Genomic DNA, 22,073 nt, shown 5'->3' on the forward strand with positions numbered 1-22,073 from the left:
CTGGTGGTCGGGAACACCCCCGAGCGACGTCCATTGCGCGGCTAGGCAGCACTCCATGATACGTCTCGTTACTCTACACCGCCACCCACCGGAACAGGGGACGCATTGCGCAGCAGCGTACCCCGCAAAAACGCATTCCGCTATGCGGCATTTGTTGCCACAATGCAGGGCATGATCACCCTTCAAGACATCCAGGACGCCGCACTGCGCTTACAAGGCCAGGTGCTGGAGACGCCGTGCGTGGAATCCCGAACGCTCTCGCAGATCGTGGGCGCGCAGGTGTTCCTCAAGTTCGAGAATTTGCAGTTCACCGCCTCCTTCAAGGAGCGCGGGGCCTGCAACAAGCTGGCGCTGCTGACGCCCGAGGAGCGCGCGCACGGCGTGGTGGCCATGAGTGCGGGCAACCATGCGCAGGGCGTGGCCTACCACGCGCAGCGGCTGGGGCTGCGGGCGGTGATCGTGATGCCGCGCTTTACGCCCGGCGTGAAGGTGGAGCGCACGCGCGGCTTTGGCGCCGAGGTGGTGCTGCACGGCGACACGCTGGAGGAGGCGCGCGCGCATGCCTACGCACTGGCCGATGCGCAGGGTCTGACCTTTGTACACCCCTACGACGACGAGGCCGTGGCCGCAGGCCAGGGCACGCTGGCGCTGGAGATGCTGCAAGCCGTGCCCGACCTGGACACGCTGGTGGTGTCGGTGGGCGGTGGCGGGCTGATTGCGGGCGTGGCCACAGCGGCCAAGGCCATCAAGCCGGACATCCGCGTGGTGGGGGTGCAGACGACGCGCTTTCCCGCCATGGTGAATGCCGTGCAGGGCACGCACCACCCACAGGGCGCTTCGACCATTGCCGAGGGCATTGCCGTGGGCACGCCGGGCAAGATCACGCAGGAAGTGGTGGCCCGCCTGGTGGACGACCTGGTGCTGGTGGACGAGGGCGACATCGAACAAGCCGTGCTGATGCTGCTGGAGATCGAGAAAACCCTGGTGGAAGGTGCAGGCGCCGTGGGCTTGGCGGCGCTGCAGCGCTACCCCGAGCGTTTTGCCGGGCACAAGGTGGGACTGGTGCTCAGCGGCGGCAACATCGACCCGCTGCTGCTGTCGGCCATCATCGAGCGCGGCATGGTGCGCTCAGGGCGACTGGCGCGCATCCGCGTGAGTGCGCGCGATGTGCCGGGGGTGCTGGCGCGTATCACGGCGGCGCTGGCCGATGCGGGCGCCAACATCGAAGAGGTGCACCACCAGCGTGCCTTCACCACGCTGACGGCACAGAATGCCGACATCGAACTGGTGCTGCAAACGCGCAGCCACGCGCATGTGGACGAGGTGCTGGAACACCTGCGTTCGGTAGGCATGACGGCTGCGCGCATGTAGGCTGCACAGGCCGCCTGCAAGTTTTTGCCGGCAAGGCTAGAATTTTTCCTAGCCCAGCTACCAACAACATTCGGAGACCTGCCATGTCTGACACCCACGCCCACACCAGCGCCGACCTGCCGACCGACCCCGTGGAGGAGGTGGTGCCCTACATGCCCGTGGTGCTGCCGGTGGTGGGCGGCATCATGATGTTCTTGCTGGCCATGATTGCGGTCACCATGGCCTGAAGCACAATCGACGGCCCCGCTGCACAGCCCCGCTTGCGGGGCTGTGTTGTTTTTGCTTGCCGGAGATTGTCACCATGCGCCAAGGCCACGCCCTCGTTCTGTTTTCTGGTGGTCAGGATTCCACCGTCTGCCTGGCCTGGGCGCTGCAGCGCTTTGCCCGGGTCGAGACCATTGGTTTTGACTACGGCCAGCGCCACCATGTGGAGTTGCAGGCGCGCCAGGAGGTGCTGGCCGCGCTGCGCGCAGGTTTTCCGCACTGGCAGGACCGCCTGGGGGACGACCACATGGTGGATCTGGCGGTGCTGGGCCAGATCAGCGACACGGCGCTGACGCGCGACACCGCCATTGCCATGGACGCGGCCGGGCTCCCCAATACCTTTGTGCCGGGGCGCAACCTGCTGTTCTTCCAGATGGCGGCGGCCGTGGGCTACCGGCGCAGGCTGCACACGCTGGTCGGCGGCATGTGCGAGACGGATTTCTCCGGCTACCCCGACTGCCGTGACGACACGCTCAAGGCGCTGCAGGTGGCTCTGTCGCTGGGCATGGGGCAGCGCTTCATCCTTGAGACGCCGCTGATGTGGCTGGACAAGGCCCAGACCTGGGCCCTGGCACACCAGCTGGGCGGCGACGCGCTGGTGGACCTGAGCGTGCGCCTGACGCACACCTGCTACCTGGGCGAGCGCGGCCAGCTGCATGCCTGGGGCCACGGCTGCGGCGAATGCCCCGCCTGCACGCTGCGCCGCCAGGGGTACGAGCGCTGGATGGGCGGGTCGGAGGCTACTTTGTTAGACGCATAACCCCATGCATCTTTTGCATGATTCTTGCCCCTGTCTGACAGACAAATTTTGCGCAGCTTCATAAAATTGCCATCCCAGCCGACCTGCGGACTCCGCCATGGGGTGGCCGGTGCCACAAACACCGGTTGCCAGCCACTCTTTCCGCCCGCCGCCTGAGCCTTGTGGCCTGTCCTGGCCCTGGGAGAAAAGCCGTTTTTTCAAAGGCAGCGCCGGGCCCCTGTGCCGTGCCGTCTTGCTGAGTTTGCTGTGCCGCCACGCCCGCTTCCTTTGAAAAAACCGTTTTTCAACTTAAGGAAGCTCCCGATGAACGCACCCACCATGCAGGGCCTGAATCTCAACGCCCCTGCCTACGTCAAAAACGCCCGCCTGCTGGCCTGGGTGGCCGATATGGCCGCTCTGTGCAAGCCCGACAGCATCTATTGGTGCGACGGCTCGCAGGAAGAGTACGACCGCCTGTGCCAGCAACTGGTGGATGCAGGCACCTTCAAGAAGCTCAACCCCGCCAAGCGCCCCGGCAGCTTCCTGGCCTGGTCTGACCCGTCGGACGTGGCCCGCGTGGAAGACCGCACCTACATCTGCTCGGCCAAGAAGGAAGACGCCGGCCCCACCAACAACTGGATGGACCCCGCTGAAATGCGCGCCACGTTGCAGCCGCTGTTTGACGGCTGCATGAAGGGCCGCACCATGTACGTGGTGCCCTTCAGCATGGGTCCGCTGGGCAGCCACATCGCGCACATCGGCGTGGAACTGACCGACAGCGCCTACGTGGCTGTGAACCAGCGCCTGATGACGCGCATGGGCAAGGCCGTGTACGACGTGCTGGGCGTAGAGGGCGAATTCGTGCCCTGCATGCACACCGTGGGTGCCCCCCTGGCCGCTGGCGAGAAGGACACCACGAGCTGGCCTTGCAACCCCAAGGTCAAGTACATCGTGCACTACCCCGAGACGCGCGAGATCTGGTCCTACGGCTCGGGCTACGGCGGCAACGCGCTGCTGGGCAAGAAGTGCCTGGCGCTGCGCATCGCCTCGACCATGGGCCGCGACCAGGGCTGGCTGGCCGAGCACATGCTGATCCTGGGCGTGACCAACCCCGAAGGCAAGAAGTACCACGTGGCAGCCGCCTTCCCCAGCGCCTGCGGCAAGACCAATTTCTCGATGCTGGTGCCGCCCGAGGCCGGTTTCGCCGGCTGGAAGGTCACGACCATCGGCGACGACATCGCCTGGATCAAGCCCCATGCCGACGGCAAGATGTACGCCATCAACCCCGAAGCGGGCTACTTTGGCGTGGCCCCCGGCACCAACATGCACACCAACCCCAACTGCATGCGCTCGCTGAACAAGGACGTGATCTTCACCAACGTGGCACTCACCGACGACGGCGATGTGTGGTGGGAAGGCATGGAGAAGGACACGGGCGTGGTGCCGGATCACCTGATTGACTGGCAGGGCAAGGACTGGACACCGGCCATCGCCAAGGAAACCGGCGCCAAGGCCGCGCACCCCAACTCGCGCTTCACCGTGGCTTCCACCAACAACCCCGCGCTGGACGCACAGTGGGACGACGCCAACGGCGTGGCGATCGATGCCTTCATCTTCGGCGGCCGCCGCTCGACCACAGTGCCGCTGGTGACCGAGGCCCGCACCTGGATGGAAGGCGTGTACATGGCCGCCACCATGGGTTCCGAGACCACCGCCGCCGCCTTTGGCGCCCAGGGCGTGGTGCGCCGCGACCCGTTCGCCATGCTGCCCTTCTGCGGCTACAACATGAGCGACTACTTCCAGCACTGGCTCGACATGGAGCACAAGCTCGAAGAATCCGGCCACACCCTGCCCAAGATCTTCTGCGTGAACTGGTTCCGCAAGAGTGAAGACGGCAAGTTCGTCTGGCCCGGCTACGGCGACAACATGCGCGTGCTCAAGTGGATGCTGGATCGCATCGAAGGCAAGGCCCAGGGCCAGGAAACCATGTTCGGCATTGCACCCCAGTACGCTGAAATCACCTGGACGGGTCTGGACTTCACCCCCGCCCAGTTCGCCACGGTCACCAGCATCGACAAGGCCGCCTGGGCGGAGGAGTTCAAGCTGCACGACGCCCACTTCGAGCAACTGGCCTACCACATGCCCAAGGAACTGGTAGAGACCAAGGCGGCGCTGGAACAACGCCTGGCGGCTCTGTAATCGCTCCTGGGGCCCGGTGCACAGTGCCGGGCAACCTGTCTTTCTGCCTGCTCGTTCCGGCCCGGGGCGTGCAGGCAGTTTCATTTCCCCCGGTGCGCCTGCGTGTTTGCTGCCTGGGTCTGGCCGCGTGCAGGTACCATGCCGTTCCTGGCACCTGGCCAGACCGTTCCCACGCCCTTTCCCTCCCATGAAACTCTCTTTCTCAGCTTTGTGCGCCCTGTCGCTGGCGGCGCTGTCTTCGCAGGCGCTGGCCGCCCCTCCCAGTGTTCAGGGGACGGCACGCTTCCTGGTGCTGGATGCGCAGGATGCGCCCCTGATGGGCACGACGGTTTCCGGGGTATGCGAGGCCAACCTGGGTTCCTTCTGGAACCGCGAGACGCTGGTGTCGCGCTGGTCCTGCGCCACCGATGCCGACGGTGTCTGCACGGCGCCTGTCACCACGCTGGCGCAGCCCGACGGCAAGCCCGCGCCCTGCCGAGGCTCCGAACCCAGCACCATCACCGAGAAGGGCGCCAGCCCGGCGCGCAGCAGCTATCACGCGTTCTTTCCCAAGGGCGTGGCCACCAGCTACACCCTGTTGAAGAAGGGCAGTTCCTGGAAGCATGGCGAGTACGAGTTCCGCAGCATTGCCAACGAGGAAGCCTTCCAGTCGCTGGCGCATCGCTTCCGCGTGGGCCTCTATGCCCAGCGCATGCAGTCGGCGCCCACACCTGACGGCAAGGGCACGGTATGGAGCACCGAAGGTGCCCACTACCAGGAGGGCAAGGATTTTCCCAACCTCACCTACCTCACGGCCCAGCGCGAAGTGGCTGGCGGCCCGGTCACCGTGCGGGTGGTGTCGCATTTGAGTTACATCGACTTTACCTACCACCGTTACACCTCGGCCGTTTTCGACAACAAGGCAGGCGCCAGCAGTTCCGTGCGGCTGCAGCCCCTGACGGAGAAAGTGGTGTGCAACATGCGTGACCTGCTGGAGCGCAAGTGCACCCACCATGAGGCGGTGGAGTTTGTGCTCGACCCCGCACTCGCACTGCAGTTGGCGCAGTCTTACCAGGATGGCGCGCGCACGCAATGGTCGCTGCGCCTGACCTCTGCGGCCGGCCACGAGCGGCGCATACCCATCGCCCACGCCGAGTTCGCCGCCTTGTTCGCCGCGGCACAATCCGGCGCGCAACGCTGACGCCTTGCTGGCCGGGGGAGCGGGCGATGCAGATCCAGTTGCTGTCAGACCTGCACCTTGAGTCGAACCCCGATTTTCATGGCAGCCCCGCCGTGAACGCCGATGTGCTGGTGTTGGCCGGCGACGTGGGCTCGTACCAGAGCGGCTCACGCCTGGCGGGGCCTCACTTTGGGCTGGAGCGGTTTTCGCCCCTTCCGCAATGGGCCGGATGGCCGGTGCCCGTGGTGTTTGTGCCCGGCAACCACGAATACGACGGCCTGGATTTTGAAGAAGCCCACACCCGCCTGCGGCGCAGTTGCGACCAGCTCGGCATCCAGTGGCTGGAGCGCGAGACGGCGCTGATCGACGGGGTACGCTTCGTCGGGACCACCCTGTGGTCCGACTTCGATGCACTCGCCGTGCATGCGTCCACTGCATCGACTGCGCAGCAGTTCGAGCTGCGCAGCAAGGCCCAGCGTGCAGCCAACCACTACCTGAGCAAGACCGGCACCACCTGGAACGGTGTGCCCATGCTGGCCGAGCAGGTGCGCGCCCAGGGCCTTTGCTGCGCGGATTGGTTGCGCTCCACCCTGCCAACGGCCCACACGGGACGTACAGTAGTGGTCACTCACTTTGCACCCAGCCTGCGCAGTCGCGACCCACGCTATGGCCTGACCCCCGGCACGGCTGCGTTCTGCAACGCGCTGGACGACCTGCTGGCCCATGCCGATCTGTGGCTGCATGGCCACTTGCACTGCCCCAGCGACTATGTGGCGCAGGCGCTGCGGCCCGATGGTTCGCTGCACCGCTGCCGCGTGGTGGCCAACCCCTTGGGCTATCGGCGCAAGGCCGAGCAGGCATTGTTCCAGGCCCATTGCTGCATCGCCGTATGATGGAGATTGGTCCATCACTCATGTGGAGATATCGATGAATATTTTGCTGGCTGTCGATGGCAGCTCTTTCACCAAAAAAATGCTGGCCTACCTGGCCACCCACGAAGAGCTCCTGGCGCCCACGCACACGTTCACGGCCGTGACGGTGCAGGCCGCATTGCCTCCGCGCGCCCGCGCTGCGTTGGGCAAACCCGCGGTGGACCAGTACTACGCCGATGAGGCCGACAAGGTGCTGAACCCCGTTGGCAAGTTTCTGGAGCGCCACGGGTTTCAGCTCAAGCGCGTAGCCAAGGTCGGGCCTGCCGGCGAGACTATTTCCAAACTGGCGGACGCAGGCCAGTTCGACCTGCTGGTCATGGGCTCGCACGGCCACGGCGCACTGGCCACGCTGGTCATGGGTTCGGTCACCACCCAGGTGCTGGCCCACTGCAAGGTACCCGTGCTGATCGTGCGCTGACCGAATCCTGCGCCGTCGCCCGCGCAGACCTCGATTTGCGACCAATTGGTTTCATAATAACCATGCGGTTACGTATGATACCAATTGGTCGTACAGTGCTCCTGCGCCCGCCTTGGGCGTACCCCAACGAAGGAGCAATCATGAAGAAGACCCTGATCGCATTTGCACTGGTTGCAGGTTCCACGATGTCCGCGTGGGCCAAGGACGTGGTGGACACCGCTGTGGGCGCTGGCAATTTCAAGACCCTGGTCGCCGCCGTACAGGCCGCAGGGCTGGTGGACACCCTCAAAGGCCCCGGGCCGTTCACCATCTTTGCTCCCAGCGACGAAGCCTTTGCCAAGATTCCCAAGGCCCAACTCGATGCGCTGCTGGCCGACAAGGCCGCGCTGACCAAGGTGCTGACCTACCACGTGGTACCCGCCAAGGTCATGGCGGCCGATGTCAAGGAAGGCCAGGTTCCTACCGTGCAAGGACAGGCGCTGACCGTGCGCACCGGCGCTGGCGTGATGGTCAACCAATCCAAGGTGCTGGCCACCGATGTGCAGGCCAGCAACGGCGTGATCCATGTGATCGACACCGTGCTCATGCCCCAGTAATACCTACCCGCACGAAGGAGGGATCACACCATGCAAAAAAACGCCTTTCCACGCCGAACCTTGCTGCTGGGCGCCGCCCTGGGCCTGTCGATGCCACTGCTGCAGGCTTGCGGTGGCGGTGACGACCATGCCGAGATTCCCCACATTGTGGATTTGGCCAAAGGCAACCCGGACCTGAGCATCCTGGTCGAGGCCGTTGTCGCTGCGGGCCTGGCCGACACGCTGTCCACCGACACGGTGACCGTTTTTGCGCCCACCAATGCCGCTTTTGCCGCCCTGCTTGCCGAATTGGGCATCAGCAAGGAGGCCCTGCTGGCCAACAAGGCCCTGCTGACGCAGGTGCTCAGCTACCACGTGCTGGGCACGCGCGTGCTGCGCAACGAGGTTCCGCTGGGCAAAGCCATTGAACCCCTGGACGGCGGTTTCTTCAAGGTGGAAGCAGGGACATCGCTGCGCATCACCGATGGGCGCAACCGCGTGTCCCAGATCACCACCACGGACGTGCTCGCACGCAACGGGGTGGTGCATGTGGTGGATCGCGTGCTGCTGCCGGCGAACCAGGACATCGTGGACACGGTGCAGTCGCTGCCCGAGTTCAGTGTGCTGGTGGAGGCGGTAATCGCTGCCGATCTGGTGTCGGCCCTGCAGAACGCCGCTGCGCTGACCGTGTTTGCGCCCACCAACGCCGCCTTTGCCACACTGCTGGCCGAACTGGGCCTGAGCAAGGAAGCCTTGTTCGCCAACAAGCCCCTGCTGACCCAGGTGCTGACCTACCATGTGCTGGGCGCGCGCGTGCTCAAGGCCGAAGTCCCCGTGGGCACCGCCATTGCCACCTTGCAAGGGCAGACTTTCACGATCGGCGCCGACCTGCAGATCACCGACCGCCGGGGACGCACCAGCCAGATCATCGGCACGGATGTGTTCACCAGCAATGGGGTCATTCATGTGATCGATCGGGTGCTGCTGCCCGCCGCCTGATCGAGAGAGGGTCCAAACCACACGCCGCCGCTCTGCAGGGAGCGCGCGGTTTTTTTCTGTTAGCGGCTGTTCAGCCCGTCAAAGCAGGTTTTGAGCACGAGTTCGACGATGGCGGCATCGTCGAACTGTCCACCTTCCTTGAGGAAGCTCACCACGGGGTCGCAGGCGCGGGCAAACAGCGTGTAGAGCACCACCAGGGGCGGCAGCGAGGGGTCGATGCGCCCCTGGGCCTGGGCCTCGGTGATCCACTGGCCAATGCAGTCGCTCACGCCGATCAGGGTGTCCAGGTAGCGCTTGTCCGCCATGAGCACACCCCGCAGCGCGGTGTTGCGGCTGGGCAGCAGCGGCATCTCGCAGGCAATCAATCGCTCCAGCGACCAGCGCACCAGGGCCCGGAGCTTGTCCTGGGGCGCCAGCTCAACCGGGACCGTATCCAGAAACGCCTGTACCTTGCCCAGAATCTGCACCATCGCGGCACAGCACAGCTCTTCCTTGCTGGCAAAGTGCTTGTAGAGGCTGGCCTTGGCGATGCCCACGGCGTTGGCAACGTCGTCCATGGTCATGGCATCGTAGGCTTTTTCGCCCAACAGGCGGCAGGTGGCCTGGAGGATGGCCTCCTCACGGGCCTGGTGCATTTGCTCCTTGAAGGAGAGTTTCACGGGGGACGGTTGCATCCCCCGATCTTATGCATTCCGGTTGAAAAACAGTTGACTCGGTTGTTTTTCAACCACGGCGTCACCGTCCGGAGTTTCCCTGATCGAGATCGCGCGCCGAGGCCTCGATGAGGGCCTGGGTGAGGGCTTCCAGCACCTCGGACTCCAGGTTCCAGCAGTGCCAGTACAACTGAATGGGCAGCGTATGACCGGGCGAAACGTCCACAATGTCCCCGGCGGCGAGCGCCGGGCGCACCAACAGCTCGGGCAGCACGCCCACCGCCCAGCCCGCCTTGACCGCATGCAACTGGCCCTCGGTGCTGGGCACGAACAAGTGGTTGAGCGCCACGCGCTTGAGGCCGAAGGTGCGCGCCACGAATTCGGCAGCCATATCGTCCTTGCGGTTGAAGGAAAGAAACGGCACTTCGCGGAAGTTGTGCGCCGTCAGGCCGTTGGGCAGGTGCTTTTGTGCAAAGCTGCTGGAGGCCACAGCCACATAGTGCATGGCCCCCAGCGGTACCATGCGACAGCCGCGCATGGCCTGCTTGAGCGTGGTGACGCAGCCCAGCACCTGGCCCGAGCGCAGCCATTCCTGGGTGAAATCCTGGTCGTCGGCAATGATCTCCAGCGGCAGGCGCTGGCGCACCAGGTCGTGCACCGCGTCCAGCGCCCAGGTGGCAATGCTGTCGGCGTTGATGGCGATGGAGATGCGCTCGTCCTCGCGCCCACTGCCCGGCGCGCTGGGCGCCAGCTCCTGCAGGTCACGTTCCAGGTCGGCACGCAGCAGGCGCAGTTGCTTGGTGTGCTTGAGCAGCAATTGCCCCGCGGAGGTGGGCCGCAAGGGGCGGCTGCGCACGATGAGGACCGAGCCCACCTGTGCCTCCAGCGCCCGCAGACGCTGCGACACCGCCGATTGGGTGACATTGAGGCGCTGGGCGGCCCGCTCGAAGCCCCCCTCCTCGACAATAGCGGCCAGGCATTCCAGGGCTGCGGGGTCGTAGGTACTCATGGTGCGGCTGGCAGGGTAGGGACGGTCTTACATTATAAGTGCAACTGATATTTTTGGACTGCGGTTAATAAGACCATGTTTTGAATACCCTGACACACACTGCGCACCTTGGGTAGCCATGCGAGAGCACGGGAAGCGGCACAGGCCGCGCTCAGGGGCCGTCCCTACTTCTTGCGTTGGACGATGAGGTTGCGCTTGGCATCCTCAGGGTAGGCAAAAGTGATGGCCCCGTTGTGCACCTTGCCCATGACCAGCATGTTCTGCGTGATGGCGTCCTTGTCTTCAGGGGTGAAGGGACGCTCATAGGTGGCCACCACGCCGTAGTACACGCGCTTGATGTTCTCCAGCGCGTTCTTGACGGCAGGGCCGTCGAGCTTGCCGTCGCGGATGCCGAACAGCGCGTAGGTGAGCAGATAGGTGGCGTCGTAGCCCTGCGCAGCCGCCATGGGAACGGCCATGCGTTCGCCGTGCTTGCGCTTGAAGTTGGTCAGAAAGGCCGCCCTGCGCTCATTGCTGGGCTCGGCAATGAAGGTCTGTGCCATCAACGCGCCATCGGCAGCGTCCTTGGCGCCATCAATGAAGAAGGGGAAGGACAGCGGCCAGGCGCCGACCTGGGGCACTTTCCAACCGAGGTCCTTGCGCCCGTTGGCGATGACCGCGTTTTCTGGGCCCACGGTGTAGCTGAAGATCACATTGGCCCCGGCCTCACGCGCGGCTTGCAGCTCTTTGCGCAAATCAGTCACGCCCAAGGGGAAGCGCGTGACATGCACGGCCTGCAGCTTGCGTGCGGCCAGCGCATCCTGCACGTCCTTGAGCCCGGCCTCGCCGTAGCCGGTGGTGTCAGCAAAAATCGCCACCTTGGTCCAGCCACGCTTGACCAGGTCCTCCACCACAAAGGGCGCCTGAATGCTGTCACGCGCCGAGTTGCGGAAGATGTAGCTCTGCGCTGGCGGGTACTTGGCCGTCAGCGGCGTGCCGGTGGAGCAGGGAACGATCAGCGGCAATTGCGCGTTCTGGTACACCTCCAGCGACTTGACCGCCACGCCCGTGTTGCAAAAGCCAATGGTGGCCACCACGCCCTGCTTGGCCAGTTCTTGCGAGGCCTTGAGTCCGGTGTCCGGGTCGCCCTTGTCGTCGTGCACCACCAGCTCCAGCGGGCGCCCCAGGTAGCCCCCGGCAGTGTTGATCTCGGCCACGGCCAGCTCAATGCCCTGGCGCAGCGGAATGCCGAAGTCGGACGACGGCCCGGTGAAGGGGCCAATCACCCCCACCTTGACGGTGGCGGCTGGTGCCTGGGCGATGGCGGCCGGTGCGGCCAGCACGACCAGCGTGCCCAGGGTGGCGGCCATCCAGTGGCGAATTGCTTGCATGGGGTTCTCCTCTTGCGTGACGGCGCAGCTTAGGCGCGGATGGAATGGGGCAGCTACCGCATTTTCCCTGCCTGGGCGCTTGCGCGTCAGGCTTTCGTCAGTGCGCTGGCACCGTGCCAGCCACTACGAATGCTATTATTTTCATAGCTACTTGCGCCGTACTTACGGCGCCAGAGGGCGATTTGCCTTGATTTTTGCCGCCTCCACCGGGGACGGGCGGTACAGGCGCGTGTCCATCCAGCGCAGCAGGTCGTTCCACATGGCCTGCATTTCGGACTCGCGCGGCATGTTCAGGGCGTGTTCCAGTTCGATGGTGACGACCGGCATGTTTTGCTGCACGCCACCGTAGTGCCCCAGCGAGCCAGGGAAGATGCCGACGCGGTCCAGGCGCAAGCGGCCCAGGCGCTGCGGCGGCTCGTGGGGGCCGTCGAAGTCGAGCACGCCATAGGGCGCGTGGATGCTCACAACCAGGTGGGGGTTGAACTCCTCCATCTGGGTGTGCAAAAACAGCGATTCAGGCTCGGACAGGGGCTCCGGGCCCGGCCAGCGGCGTGGGTCCTTACGCGTGCGCTCGCGCCAGTAGCGTGGGGCATCGAGCTTCCAGCCGGGGGTGTTGAAGTTGCGGTTCAGGTCCACACCATGCGCATTGGTGCGCGAAGGCTTTTTGGCCAGCAGTCCGTCAGGGTTGAGCACGGGAATAAAGCGCCAATGCACGGGGCGCTGTGTCTGCTCGGCCAGGCCGATCCAGCGCAGGGCCAGCGCGCCCGAGGTCAGCTCGTCGCCATGCATGGCGCCCACCACCAGCACACGCAGCGTATCGATGTCCGGGCGCTGGGGCAGGATGTCCCGCCAGTACAGCGCCGTGCCCAGGCGCGAGCGGGCACCGCTGGGCGTGAGTCGCGCGGCCTCGCACTGTTCGGCACGCACGCCCGGCAAGCGCTGGAGCAGCAGCGCACAGGCCGAGACACTCTCCTTGGGGACGGTCTGCGAAGCCCCTGCGCCCCCCGCCAGCGCCGTCGCCACCAAAGCCGCCGCCCCTGCACGCCACCAGGCAGACAGGCGCGGGCGCACCAAGGCAGCAGCAGAAGAAGGGGCCAGCGTTGTCATCACACACTCACAAAAACAAAGGGCACCCCTGTGGGGCACAGCACAAAAACCTCAGGCCTCGGATAATAGCCCGCCCTTCCCTTCCAGGTTCAGCGTGCATCCCCGCCCCACCCTACTGCCCCCCGATTTCGACTCGCGCCACTTTCGCAGCACGCTGGGCATGTTCGCCACGGGCGTGACCATCGTGACCGCGCGCGCGCCCTCGGGAGGCCTGGTGGGGCTGACGGCCAATTCCTTCAATTCGGTATCGCTGTCCCCGCCGCTGGTGCTCTGGAGCCTGTCGCGCCAGGCAGGCTCGATGGACGTCTTTGCCACCGGTGTGCGCTACGCCATCCATGTGCTGGCCGCAGACCAGCAGGCCCTGGCCGAGCGCTTTGCCACGCGCGGCATCGACCGCTGGGCGGGTGTGGCGCACCACCCCGGTCTGGACGGCACCCCGCTGATCGAGGGCGCCGCCGCCACGTTCGAATGCTTCAGCCGCAGCCAGTACCCCGAAGGCGACCATGTGATCTTCGTGGGCGAGGTCGAGCGCTGCAGCCACCGCGCCGGGGTGCGGCCCTTGCTCTACCACGGCGGACATTTCCATACCCAGCACTCGCTGTGACATGTCTGCGCATGGCCTGACCCTGCTGCATGTGAGCCGTGGCATCTGCCGGCCCCTGCGCGTGGGCGAGCGCAGCGTGCTCTCGGCCATTGCCAAGGCGCCGGTGCCCGGCCAGGTGCCCGTGGGCCGCATGGGCCTGGACGGCGACGAGCAGGCCGACCCCAGCGTGCATGGCGGGCTGGACAAGGCCTTGTACGCCTACCCTGTGGAGCATCTCGCCTTCTGGCAAGCGCAGCGCCAGCAGCATGGCCTGGCGAGCGCAGCGTTGCCGCCTGGCTTCATGGGCGAGAACCTGACCGTGCAGGGGCTGCTGGAACACGAGGTCTATGTCGGCGACCGGCTGCACTTCCCGGAGTGCACCCTGCGCGTGACGGCGCCGCGCGAGCCCTGCTACAAGTTCAACGCCGTGATGGGCTTTGTCCAGGCCGGGCGCGCCATGGCACAGACCGGGCGCTGCGGCTTCTATCTGGCGGTGGAGCGGCCGGGCAGCCTGGAGGCGGGCCAGCACGCCCGGTTGGAACCCGGCCAGCGCGCCCTGAGCATCGCCAAGGCCCTGGCAGGCAAGTGGGCCAAGCACAAGCGATAAACCTAGAAACCGCAGTTGGATGCGCCTGCCAGTGCCGTGATCGGTGCGCCAGGCAAGGCGTGACGACGCGGCGCACTCCTGTGCGCAAGGAGGAGCAACACCGCATGGCGCGCCGAGCGCGGTGCTGGCGGGTGCATAGCACTCTCCCCCTGAAGGTGAGCGCTCCCAAGTGGCGCATAGTCAGATTTCATGCGGTCTTTCCAAAGGTTGCGAGCGGTCAACTGCGGTTTCTAGGATAAAGCCAGCCGCCGCAGCTCACTGCACGGTGAGCGTGCTGCCCAGCGCCAGGCGCCCCTGCACTGGCTGCCACTGCACGCCGGTGACGACGTTGTCCGCATTGGCAAAGCGCAAGGCATAGATCGCATTGCCCGCCAGGGCGGCCGCTGCATCGGGCGCGGCCAGGTGCACCTGGTACGAGCCGCTGGCCAGCGCCGCAGGAAGGGCTACTTCGCCGGACCACTGCTGGGTTTCGCCGGGCGTGGCCTGGCGCAGGTCGGTGCCCGCCAGGGGCAAGGTGATGGCCTGCCCCTGGGCGTTCACCAGCACCAGTGCCAGGCTGCGCGGATTCAAGGGCCGGGCCCAGCCCTGGTTGCTCAGCGCCACCGACCAGGCCAACGTGCCACCGGGCGCGGCGGTGCTGCCGTGTGCCACGGTCTGCAACTCCAGCCGGTAACCCAGGCGCCGCGACACCTCGGCCATGCAGCCACCTGCCTGCCATTGGGCAAAGAAGCCCTCGTAGTAGTCGCGGTTCAGGTAGCTCATGTGGTACTGCGCGCCTTCGCGCAGGATGTCGGCGCAGGTCATGCGGGCCTGGGCGGGCTCCGGCGGTGCGCAGGTCTCGCCCCCGGCACCGGTCACGGCGCTGGCCTGCTGGGCATAGCTGCGCAAGGTCTGCGACTCGGCAGTGGTTTCGGAAAAGTAGGTGCCCACATCGTCGGAACTGGCGAGGAAGCAGTCGTTGTGCAGGCCGATGCGTGCCGCCGGTGGGGGCGTGGCCGACAGTGCCTGCGCCAAGGTGGCCGTGGTGGGATACCACTGGGCCAGGTCCGCCGGGTAGCGCAGGTGCAACAGCCGCTGGCTGGGCAACGCCTGCAGCAATGCGTCGCGCACCGCGGCCTTGCGTGCTGGCGTGGTGAGGTTGTTGGACGAGGTGTGCCATTCACCCCAGGCGCCGATGAAGCCGCCCTGCACCACGGCAATGACATCGGCATTGCGCTGCAGCACCGGCTGCAATTGTTGGATATGGCTTTTGACCCGCGAGAGTGTGGCGTCCTGGGCGTTGAGGTATTCGGATTCTGTTTCCGGGTAGTTGTAGGCAAAGCGCAGCACCGCCTTGAGCCCCTGCTTGCGCAGGTTGGCGAAACCGGTTTCCAGCTTGGTCAGGTAGTTGGCTGGCAGGTTGCGGGTACGGTACGCGCTCAGGTCACCAGGGGTATAGACCAGGCGCTGACCCTCCTGCGCCACATAGAGCAGCGAGGTGGCCGTGATTTTGGAGGGGTCGCTGGCAAAGCGGTAAAAGCCCCGCTCGGGGTTGGGAAAGTCCAGGTCGGTCGGCTGCAGGTGGACCTGCGCCATGGGGACCACGCTGGTCATGCGCAGCGCTGGCGCTGGTACACCCCGCTCCGAACGCTGGATGGCGAGGTCGTCCTCACCGCCCCCACAGGCCGCAAGCCCTGCGACGCACAGCGCCACCACGGCGCTGCATTTCAGAGTCCATGCCCGCATCGCATTCCCCCGTGCGCCTGCGCACGGTCAGGCTTGGGGGCATGCTACGGTGCGGGCCGCTCGCCATCAAACACTCAAGTGCAACCGCTTGTACAAAGCTGTTGCCAATTGCACCCGAGCGTGCTTCAGCGGCTGGCTTCGGGCAGCTCGATCTTTACTTCGAGCACTTCGAGGTTGTCCTGGCGCTCCAGGTGCACCTTGAGGTCGTCAGGGTTGATCTTGACGTACTTGGAGATCACGGCCACCAGTTCGCGCTGCAGCGCGGGCAGGTAGTCGGGTTCGGCCGCGTTGCGACCGCTGCGCTCGTGCGCCAGGATGATCTGCAGACGCTCCTTGGCGACGCTGGCGGTCTTCTTCTTTTCGCCGAGCAGGAAGGAGAGGAAGGATGCCATGGCTTATTTGCTCCCGAACAGGCGTTTGAAGAAGCCTGGCTTTTCCGCCTCGATGAAGCGCAGGGGCTTGTCTTCGCCCAGAAAGCGGTCGATCACGTCCTGGTAGGCCTCGGCCACATCGGTGCCCTTGGCATGGATGGCCGGAATGCCCTGGTTGGACGACTGCAGCACCGTCTCGGACTCGGGAATCACGCCGATGAGCTTGATGCGCAGGATGTCCTGGATGTCCTCCAGGCTCAGCATCTGGCCGTCCTGCACGCGGCTGGGGTTGTAGCGCGTGATGAGCAGGTGCTCCTTGATGGGCTCGCCGCCCTCGATGGCGCGCTTGGTCTTGCTGCCCAGCATGCCCAGGATGCGGTCGGAGTCGCGCACGCTGGACACCTCGGGGTTGGTCACCAACAGCGCCTCGTCGGCAAAGTGCATGGCCATGAGCGCACCGCTTTCGATACCGGCGGGCGAATCGCAGACGATGTACTCAAAGCCCATCTCGGCCAGGTCCTTGAGCACCTTCTCCACGCCTTCGAGGCGCAGCGCATCCTTGTCGCGCGTCTGGCTGGCGGCCAGCACGAACAGGTTGTCGCACTGCTTGTCCTTGATGAGGGCCTGGTTCAGGTTGGCCTCGCCATGGATCACGTTGATGAGGTCGTACACCACGCGGCGCTCGCAGCCCATGATGAGGTCGAGGTTGCGCAGGCCGACGTCAAAGTCGATCACGGCGGTCTTGTGGCCGCGCAGGGCGAGGCCGGAGGCGAAGCTGGCACTGGTGGTGGTCTTGCCCACGCCACCCTTGCCGGAGGTCACGACGACGATTTTGGCCATGTGATGCTGTTTCTCAGTGGGTTGATAGGGAGAGGGTCAGGCGAGGGGCTCGATCAGGAGCTTTTCGCCTTCGAGCCGCACCTGGGCCGGCTTGCCACGCACGCTGTCGGGCAGTTCGGTCTCGGTGGTGCGGTAAATGCCTGCGATGGAGACGAGCTGCGGCTCCATGCAGGTGCAGAAAATACGGGCATCGGTGTTGCCGCGCGCTCCGGCGATGGCGCGGCCGCGCAGCGGCGCATAGACGTGGATGTTGCCGTCGGCGATGACCTCGGCGCCAAAGCTGACCATGGCCATCACGATGAGGTCGGCGCCGCGCGCATAGACCTGCTGGCCGGAGCGCAGCGGTTTGTCCACCACCACGGCGGGCAACGCGGCCACGGGCACTTCGCGCACCACCTCGACCTCGCGGACCACTTCGACCTCACGCACCACCTCGCGCGGTTCGGCATCGGCACGGGTGGGCGCAGCGTCGGGCGCGGCGGCCAACCCAGCCTCGCAAGCGGCCTGCATTTGCGCATCGGAGCCACCGCGCACAGCCACGGGCAGCGTGCGGTGCTGGCGCAGCAGTTGCACCAGGGCGGAAAAGTCGAGGGGTTCCTGCGCATCGCGCACGCCGGCCAGATCGATCAGCACCGGGTCCTGGTCAAAAAAACCCGGCGCATCGGCCAGGCGCTGGGCCAGCTCGGTGGCCAGCACCGCCAAGTCGGTGGTCTTGAGCACCAGCGCCACCACAGGCAGCGAGGCGCTCTTGAAGTCAAAATGGGTGCGGGAAAGGCCCGCCGTCACGGTCATGGATCAGAGTGTGGGTTGGGCGCTTGCGCACAAAATTGCGGCAAGTGTACCGTGGCACTGTCCCCGACCAGCCTCCATGCCCAGCACGCGGGGCGATGCATGGTGCAAACCCTAGGACGCCGCGCGTGTGCATTTCTGTCACCATGCCACAGTGGCCCGGCGCTGCCACCCCCACGGAGGTCTCTTGAGCCCGAACAAGCGTTACATCGGCAAGCTGGCGCCCGAGCAGGCGCTGGAGCTGTTCCACAACATGCTGGAGCACATGCCCGTGGGCGTGGCCCTGTTCGATGGCGAGTTCCGCATGGTGGCCATCAACCAGACGGCGCTGGACATGCTGGATTTCCCTGCGGAACTGTTCTCCCCGCAGATGCCGACGCTGGAAGACCTGTTGTGGTTCAACGCACGGCGCGGGGAGTACGGTCCGGGCGATCCCGAGACCCTTGTCCGGGAACGCCTGGCGCTGGCGGCCAAGCGCGAGGCGCACCGCTTTGTGCGCCACCGGCCCGACGGCAAGACGATGGAAGTGATCGGCGCCCCCTTGCCCGGCGGTGGCTTCGTCAGCATCTATACCGACATCACGGAGCGCGAACGCGCCACGGCGCAAATCAACGAGCAGGCCCTGTACCTGCGCAGCGTGCTGGCGCACCTGCCCCAGGGCATCTCGGTGTTTGACGCGCAGTTGCGTCTCAAGTGCTGGAACGACAAGCTGCTGGATGTGCTGGGCCTTCCCGACGGTGCGGTGTACCCCGATGTTCCATTTGAAGACCTGATCCGCTACCCGGCGCAGCGCGGTGAATACGGCCCCGACGACCCCGAGACCTACGTGCAACAACGCCGCGAGTGGGCGCTGCGCTTTGAACCGCACCGCGTGGAGCGCACCCGCCCCACGGGCCGCACCCACCTGGTGGAGGGACGCCCCATGGTCGCAGGCGAGCGCACCGTGGGCTTTGTCACCAGCTACACCGACATCACCGAGAACAAGGCCCGCGAGGCGGCGCTGGCCGAGAAAAACCTGCTGCTGCAGGCCCTGGCCGACAACCTGCCCTGCGGGGTCAGCGTGTTCGACAAAAACCTGCACCTGGTCCTGATGAACGACCAGGCCATTCGCCTGCTGGGCTTCACACGCGCGCTGGTGGACCAGCAGCCACACTTTTCGGATCTGGCACGCTTCAACGCCGAACGGGGCGAATACGGCCAGGTGGACGTGGAGCGCTTCGTGCAAGGCCTCACCGAGAAGGCGCTGCACCCGGAACCGCACCACGTGGAGCGCGTGCGCCCCAACGGCGTGGTCATCGACCTGGTGGGCGAGCCCCTGCCCGGCGGCGGCTTCATCACCATCTACTCGGACGTGACCGAGCAGCGCCGCGCAGCCCGCGCCATCGAGCACCTGGCGCACCACGACACGCTCACCGGCCTGGCCAACCGCTACGCGCTGGAGGCACGGCTGGACCAGGTGGTGGCTGACGCCCGGCGCCACGACCGGCGGCTGGCCGTGCTGTTCCTGGACATGGACAACTTCAAGGGCATCAACGACAGCCTGGGCCATGGTGTGGGCGACGAGTTTCTGCGCGCCATCGCCCAACGCCTGCGCGCCGCCGTGCGCGACAGCGACATCGTTGCGCGCCTGGGCGGCGACGAGTTCGTCGTCGTGCTGACCGAGCTGCAAGACCCCCAGCACGCGCTGACCGTGGCCGACAAACTCATCACCCGCCTGAACGCCCCGGTGCACCTGGCTGGGCAGGAGCTGCACGCTTCGGCATCCATCGGGATCTGCTTCTACCCGCAGGACGGCAAGGACCGCGGCAGCCTGATGCAGAGCGCCGACATCGCCATGTACCAGGCCAAGCACCTGGGCAAAGGGCACTACCGCTGCTTCGACCCGGCCATGATGGCCATGGCCACGCGGCGCGCGGCCATGGAACGCGCGCTCAAGGAAACCGTCTCGCTCAAGCGCTTTGCCGTGCACTACCAGCCGCTGCTGGACTGCCACACGCGCCAGGTGCTGGGCTTTGAGGCACTGGTGCGCTGGGAGTATCCCGCTGGGCAATGGATTGCACCGCTGGACTTCATTCCCCTGTCCGAAGAACTGGGCCTGATCGACCAGATCGGCGAACTGGTGCTGCACGTGGCCTGCGGCGCCCTGGCGCGCTGGCACCGCGAGGGCCTCACGCACCTGGGCATGTCGGTCAACCTCAGTGCCGTGCAGTTGCGCAACCCGCGCCTGCCCGAACAAATTGCCCAGGTGCTGAAAGACCACCAGCTCCCAGGAGCTGCGCTGACGCTGGAGGTGACCGAATCCGTGGCCATGCAGGACCCCGATGCCTGCGTGCTGCGCCTGGAGGAAATCCGCCGCCTGGGCGTGCGCCTGGCCATCGACGACTTCGGCACCGGCTACTCCTCGCTCGCCTACCTCAAGCGCCTGCCGCTGGACAGCCTCAAGCTCGACCGATCCTTTGTGCAGGACCTGGAAACCAACCCCAACGACGCCGCCATCTGCACCGCCACCATCAGCCTGGCCCACCACCTCGGCCTGGCCGTGGTGGCCGAAGGCGTGGAAACCGAAGGCCAGCACGCCTTTCTGCAAAGCCTGGGCTGCGACATGTGCCAGGGCTACCTCTTCAGCCGTCCCCAGCCACTGGAGGCGCTGCGTCAATGGCTGGGCGAGCAGCCGGGTGGCGGTACTGCCTAACACCGTGCTGCGGCCTGGCTTGCCGGATCCAATTCATCGGACACAGCGACACAAATAGAAACACTGTTTTTTGAACTACAGTGTTCCAATCGCTCGGCGCCGCGCAGCGGCCCCAAGCGGCTCGCGGGCGCATCCCTCATTTTCAAGAAAGATGTTCGAGATGCCCTCCATCCCTGGTTTCAACCCCGCACACTCGCGCACGATGCCCCCCTTGCGCACCACCGTGGCCCTGGGCCTTGCGCTGGCGGTGCTGGCGGGCTGTGGCGGCGGCTACGACGACCCTGCGCCGCCACCGCCATCCAGCCTCGCGGCACCTGCAAACTTCACATATGAAGTGAACCTCCGGTGGACCGCCACGCCCGGTGCCACCCGCTACGAGTTGTATGTGGATCCCGACGGCCCCGGCCCGCTGCCGGAGAGCAAAGAGCCCGATGCCACCGGCGACAACTGGAAAGGCTTTCGCTTCAGCGCCTACCCGAAGGATTCACAGAGGCTCATCGGATCCTTCTACGATGACAACTTCAGTGCCCTGGGCCTGGCCACAACAATCAACGCCACTTACCGCTTGCGTGCGTGCGATGCCCAAGGATGCGGCAGCTTTACCGCACCCATCGTCCAGGAATACAGCTACGAATTGCCTTCCGGAAGGGTCCCGATTTTCCATTCGCAGTCCAAAGACGGGCTCACGCTCGCTATCAGGCAGCACAGTGCCGACACAGACACCGTAGCTGTCTTCACACGCAGCAGCAGCGCCCATCCATGGCAGCAACAAGCCGTGCTGAGCTCCGGCAATGCCTCTTTCGGATTCCACCTAGCGCTGTCTGACGACGGCAACACCCTGGCCATCAATGAACCTGTACCGCCCAAGGGTGACCTCATCCCGTCCGGGATGCGTTCTTACATCTACCAGCGCAGCGGCAGTACCTGGAGCCAGCAAGCCTCACTCGAACCCAGCAACATCCCCGCGGCCTGCCAGCCACCATGCGCGATATATGCCAATCAATTGGCACTGTCCGCCGACGGCAGCTTGCTGACGGAGTCGATTCGTTTTTACTCGCAAACCACACGCGAGTACATGGGCGCCGTCGTGATTTACGCTCGCAACGGAGCAACTTGGTCCCAACAGGCTTTGTTAGAAACAGGCGAAAGATCGGCCGAACTCATGGCTTTGGCACGTGATGGCAAGACCTTGGCAGTGAATGAGGGCGCCTATTACCGTTACGGCGGCACTCCGTCCTTCGTCCGGGTATTCACCCAGCAAAGCAACGGCACCTGGAGCCAGCAAGCAAGCATTCCTGTAGGTATCACCTACGTCGTGGACATTGCAGCAGGTCAGTACAGCGATATAAGGCTGTCCGATGACGGCAACACCCTGGCCGTCTTGGCGCCGAATCAGCCGGAAGACACCTCTGGACGCGCCCTCCTTGCCGCCGATCTCTCGTGCGGCCCGATAGCGAAAGACGGGCACTACATGGCATTGTTTACGCGCAACGGCACGGCATGGCAGCGGCAAGCCGCTATCTCGCGCGGTTACGAAAGCGCTGCCAAGTGGGCGCTGGCCCGCGATGGCAATGCCCTGCTCTACGGCAACCAACTGTTCACGCGCAGCAACGGCGCCTGGGTTTGCCCTTGATTGGCTGATCGGCGCTCAGCCACGGCATTCCGCCTGGG

The 22,073-nt window shown here is 65.4% G+C and carries 21 protein-coding genes; 13 read left to right on the forward strand and 8 right to left on the reverse strand.

The annotated features are described in order from the left end of the window. Positions 1 to 171: 171 nt before the first annotated feature. The 9 genes from GWK50_RS18305 to GWK50_RS18345 all read left to right on the forward strand — a co-directional run bounded on the left by GWK50_RS18305 (position 172) and on the right by GWK50_RS18345 (position 8,656). Positions 172 to 1,371: a threonine ammonia-lyase gene (locus GWK50_RS18305; protein WP_162017783.1), complete on the forward strand. Its 1,200-nt coding sequence runs from the start codon at positions 172 to 174 to the stop codon at positions 1,369 to 1,371. 83 nt (positions 1,372 to 1,454) lie between these two features. Further along, positions 1,455 to 1,598, forward strand: a complete 144-nt coding sequence (locus GWK50_RS18310; protein WP_162017784.1) for a hypothetical protein — start codon at positions 1,455 to 1,457, stop codon at positions 1,596 to 1,598. Between the two features lie 74 nt (positions 1,599 to 1,672). Further along, complete coding sequence (gene queC / locus GWK50_RS18315; protein WP_162017785.1) at positions 1,673 to 2,395, forward strand: 7-cyano-7-deazaguanine synthase QueC; 723 nt, start codon at positions 1,673 to 1,675, stop codon at positions 2,393 to 2,395. Positions 2,396 to 2,698: 303 nt separating this feature from the next. Next, the gene (locus GWK50_RS18320; RefSeq protein ID WP_162017786.1) at positions 2,699 to 4,573 is read left to right on the forward strand and encodes a phosphoenolpyruvate carboxykinase (GTP); all 1,875 of its coding nucleotides are present in this window, start codon (positions 2,699 to 2,701) and stop codon (positions 4,571 to 4,573) included. A 187-nt stretch (positions 4,574 to 4,760) separates the two neighbouring features. Next, a complete protein-coding gene (locus GWK50_RS18325) occupies positions 4,761 to 5,753 on the forward strand; it encodes a hypothetical protein (protein ID WP_162017787.1) in 993 nt (330 codons plus the stop codon). 26 nt (positions 5,754 to 5,779) lie between these two features. Next, positions 5,780 to 6,625 carry a metallophosphoesterase gene (locus GWK50_RS18330; RefSeq protein ID WP_162017788.1) on the forward strand — a complete coding sequence of 282 codons (846 nt, stop codon included), beginning with the start codon at positions 5,780 to 5,782 and terminating at the stop codon, positions 6,623 to 6,625. A 34-nt stretch (positions 6,626 to 6,659) separates the two neighbouring features. After that, positions 6,660 to 7,082 (forward strand): universal stress protein, encoded by a 423-nt coding sequence (locus tag GWK50_RS18335; RefSeq protein ID WP_162017789.1) that lies wholly within the window; start codon positions 6,660 to 6,662, stop codon positions 7,080 to 7,082. A 140-nt stretch (positions 7,083 to 7,222) separates the two neighbouring features. Next, a complete protein-coding gene (locus GWK50_RS18340) occupies positions 7,223 to 7,678 on the forward strand; it encodes a fasciclin domain-containing protein (RefSeq protein ID WP_162017790.1) in 456 nt (151 codons plus the stop codon). 30 nt (positions 7,679 to 7,708) lie between these two features. Next, positions 7,709 to 8,656, forward strand: a complete 948-nt coding sequence (locus GWK50_RS18345) for a fasciclin domain-containing protein (protein ID WP_162017791.1) — start codon at positions 7,709 to 7,711, stop codon at positions 8,654 to 8,656. A gap of 59 nt (positions 8,657 to 8,715) precedes the next feature. On the opposite strand, the gene GWK50_RS18350 is transcribed toward GWK50_RS18345, so the two are convergent. The 4 genes from GWK50_RS18350 to GWK50_RS18365 all read right to left on the reverse strand — a co-directional run bounded on the left by GWK50_RS18350 (position 8,716) and on the right by GWK50_RS18365 (position 12,795). Next, complete coding sequence (locus GWK50_RS18350) at positions 8,716 to 9,330, reverse strand: TetR/AcrR family transcriptional regulator (protein WP_162017792.1); 615 nt, start codon at positions 9,328 to 9,330, stop codon at positions 8,716 to 8,718. A 61-nt stretch (positions 9,331 to 9,391) separates the two neighbouring features. Then, positions 9,392 to 10,318: a LysR family transcriptional regulator ArgP gene (locus tag GWK50_RS18355; protein ID WP_162017793.1), complete on the reverse strand. Its 927-nt coding sequence runs from the start codon at positions 10,316 to 10,318 to the stop codon at positions 9,392 to 9,394. A gap of 164 nt (positions 10,319 to 10,482) precedes the next feature. Then, positions 10,483 to 11,688, reverse strand: a complete 1,206-nt coding sequence (locus GWK50_RS18360; protein ID WP_242455431.1) for an ABC transporter substrate-binding protein — start codon at positions 11,686 to 11,688, stop codon at positions 10,483 to 10,485. Positions 11,689 to 11,850: 162 nt separating this feature from the next. Beyond that, the gene (locus GWK50_RS18365; RefSeq protein ID WP_162017794.1) at positions 11,851 to 12,795 is read right to left on the reverse strand and encodes a M14 family zinc carboxypeptidase; all 945 of its coding nucleotides are present in this window, start codon (positions 12,793 to 12,795) and stop codon (positions 11,851 to 11,853) included. A gap of 160 nt (positions 12,796 to 12,955) precedes the next feature. Here GWK50_RS18365 and GWK50_RS18370 point away from each other — a divergent pair, with 160 nt between their 5' ends. Continuing rightward, positions 12,956 to 13,399, forward strand: a complete 444-nt coding sequence (locus GWK50_RS18370; protein WP_162018176.1) for a flavin reductase family protein — start codon at positions 12,956 to 12,958, stop codon at positions 13,397 to 13,399. A 1-nt stretch (position 13,400) separates the two neighbouring features. Further along, the gene (locus tag GWK50_RS18375) at positions 13,401 to 13,985 is read left to right on the forward strand and encodes an MOSC domain-containing protein (protein ID WP_162017795.1); all 585 of its coding nucleotides are present in this window, start codon (positions 13,401 to 13,403) and stop codon (positions 13,983 to 13,985) included. A 255-nt stretch (positions 13,986 to 14,240) separates the two neighbouring features. Here GWK50_RS18375 and GWK50_RS18380 read toward each other — a convergent pair whose 3' ends face one another. The 4 genes from GWK50_RS18380 to minC form a co-directional block, all read right to left on the reverse strand. Beyond that, entirely contained in the window at positions 14,241 to 15,710 is a 1,470-nt protein-coding gene (locus tag GWK50_RS18380; RefSeq protein ID WP_162017796.1) for a DUF4832 domain-containing protein, read from the reverse strand. A gap of 125 nt (positions 15,711 to 15,835) precedes the next feature. Beyond that, complete coding sequence (gene minE / locus GWK50_RS18385) at positions 15,836 to 16,102, reverse strand: cell division topological specificity factor MinE (RefSeq protein WP_162017797.1); 267 nt, start codon at positions 16,100 to 16,102, stop codon at positions 15,836 to 15,838. A gap of 3 nt (positions 16,103 to 16,105) precedes the next feature. Beyond that, positions 16,106 to 16,921, reverse strand: coding sequence for a septum site-determining protein MinD (gene minD, locus GWK50_RS18390; RefSeq protein ID WP_162017798.1), 816 nt, complete (start codon positions 16,919 to 16,921; stop codon positions 16,106 to 16,108). 36 nt (positions 16,922 to 16,957) lie between these two features. Then, positions 16,958 to 17,713: a septum site-determining protein MinC gene (gene minC, locus GWK50_RS18395; RefSeq protein WP_162017799.1), complete on the reverse strand. Its 756-nt coding sequence runs from the start codon at positions 17,711 to 17,713 to the stop codon at positions 16,958 to 16,960. A 184-nt stretch (positions 17,714 to 17,897) separates the two neighbouring features. Between minC and GWK50_RS18400 the strand changes: the two genes are divergently transcribed. Next, positions 17,898 to 20,402 carry a PAS-domain containing protein gene (locus tag GWK50_RS18400; protein WP_162017800.1) on the forward strand — a complete coding sequence of 835 codons (2,505 nt, stop codon included), beginning with the start codon at positions 17,898 to 17,900 and terminating at the stop codon, positions 20,400 to 20,402. Positions 20,403 to 20,613: 211 nt separating this feature from the next. Further along, a complete protein-coding gene (locus GWK50_RS18405; protein ID WP_162017801.1) occupies positions 20,614 to 22,035 on the forward strand; it encodes a hypothetical protein in 1,422 nt (473 codons plus the stop codon). Positions 22,036 to 22,073 lie beyond the last annotated feature (38 nt).

Origin of the sequence: Acidovorax sp. 210-6 (assembly GCF_010020825.1) — a bacterium.
In the GTDB taxonomy this organism is placed as follows: domain Bacteria; phylum Pseudomonadota; class Gammaproteobacteria; order Burkholderiales; family Burkholderiaceae_C; genus Simplicispira; species Simplicispira sedimenti.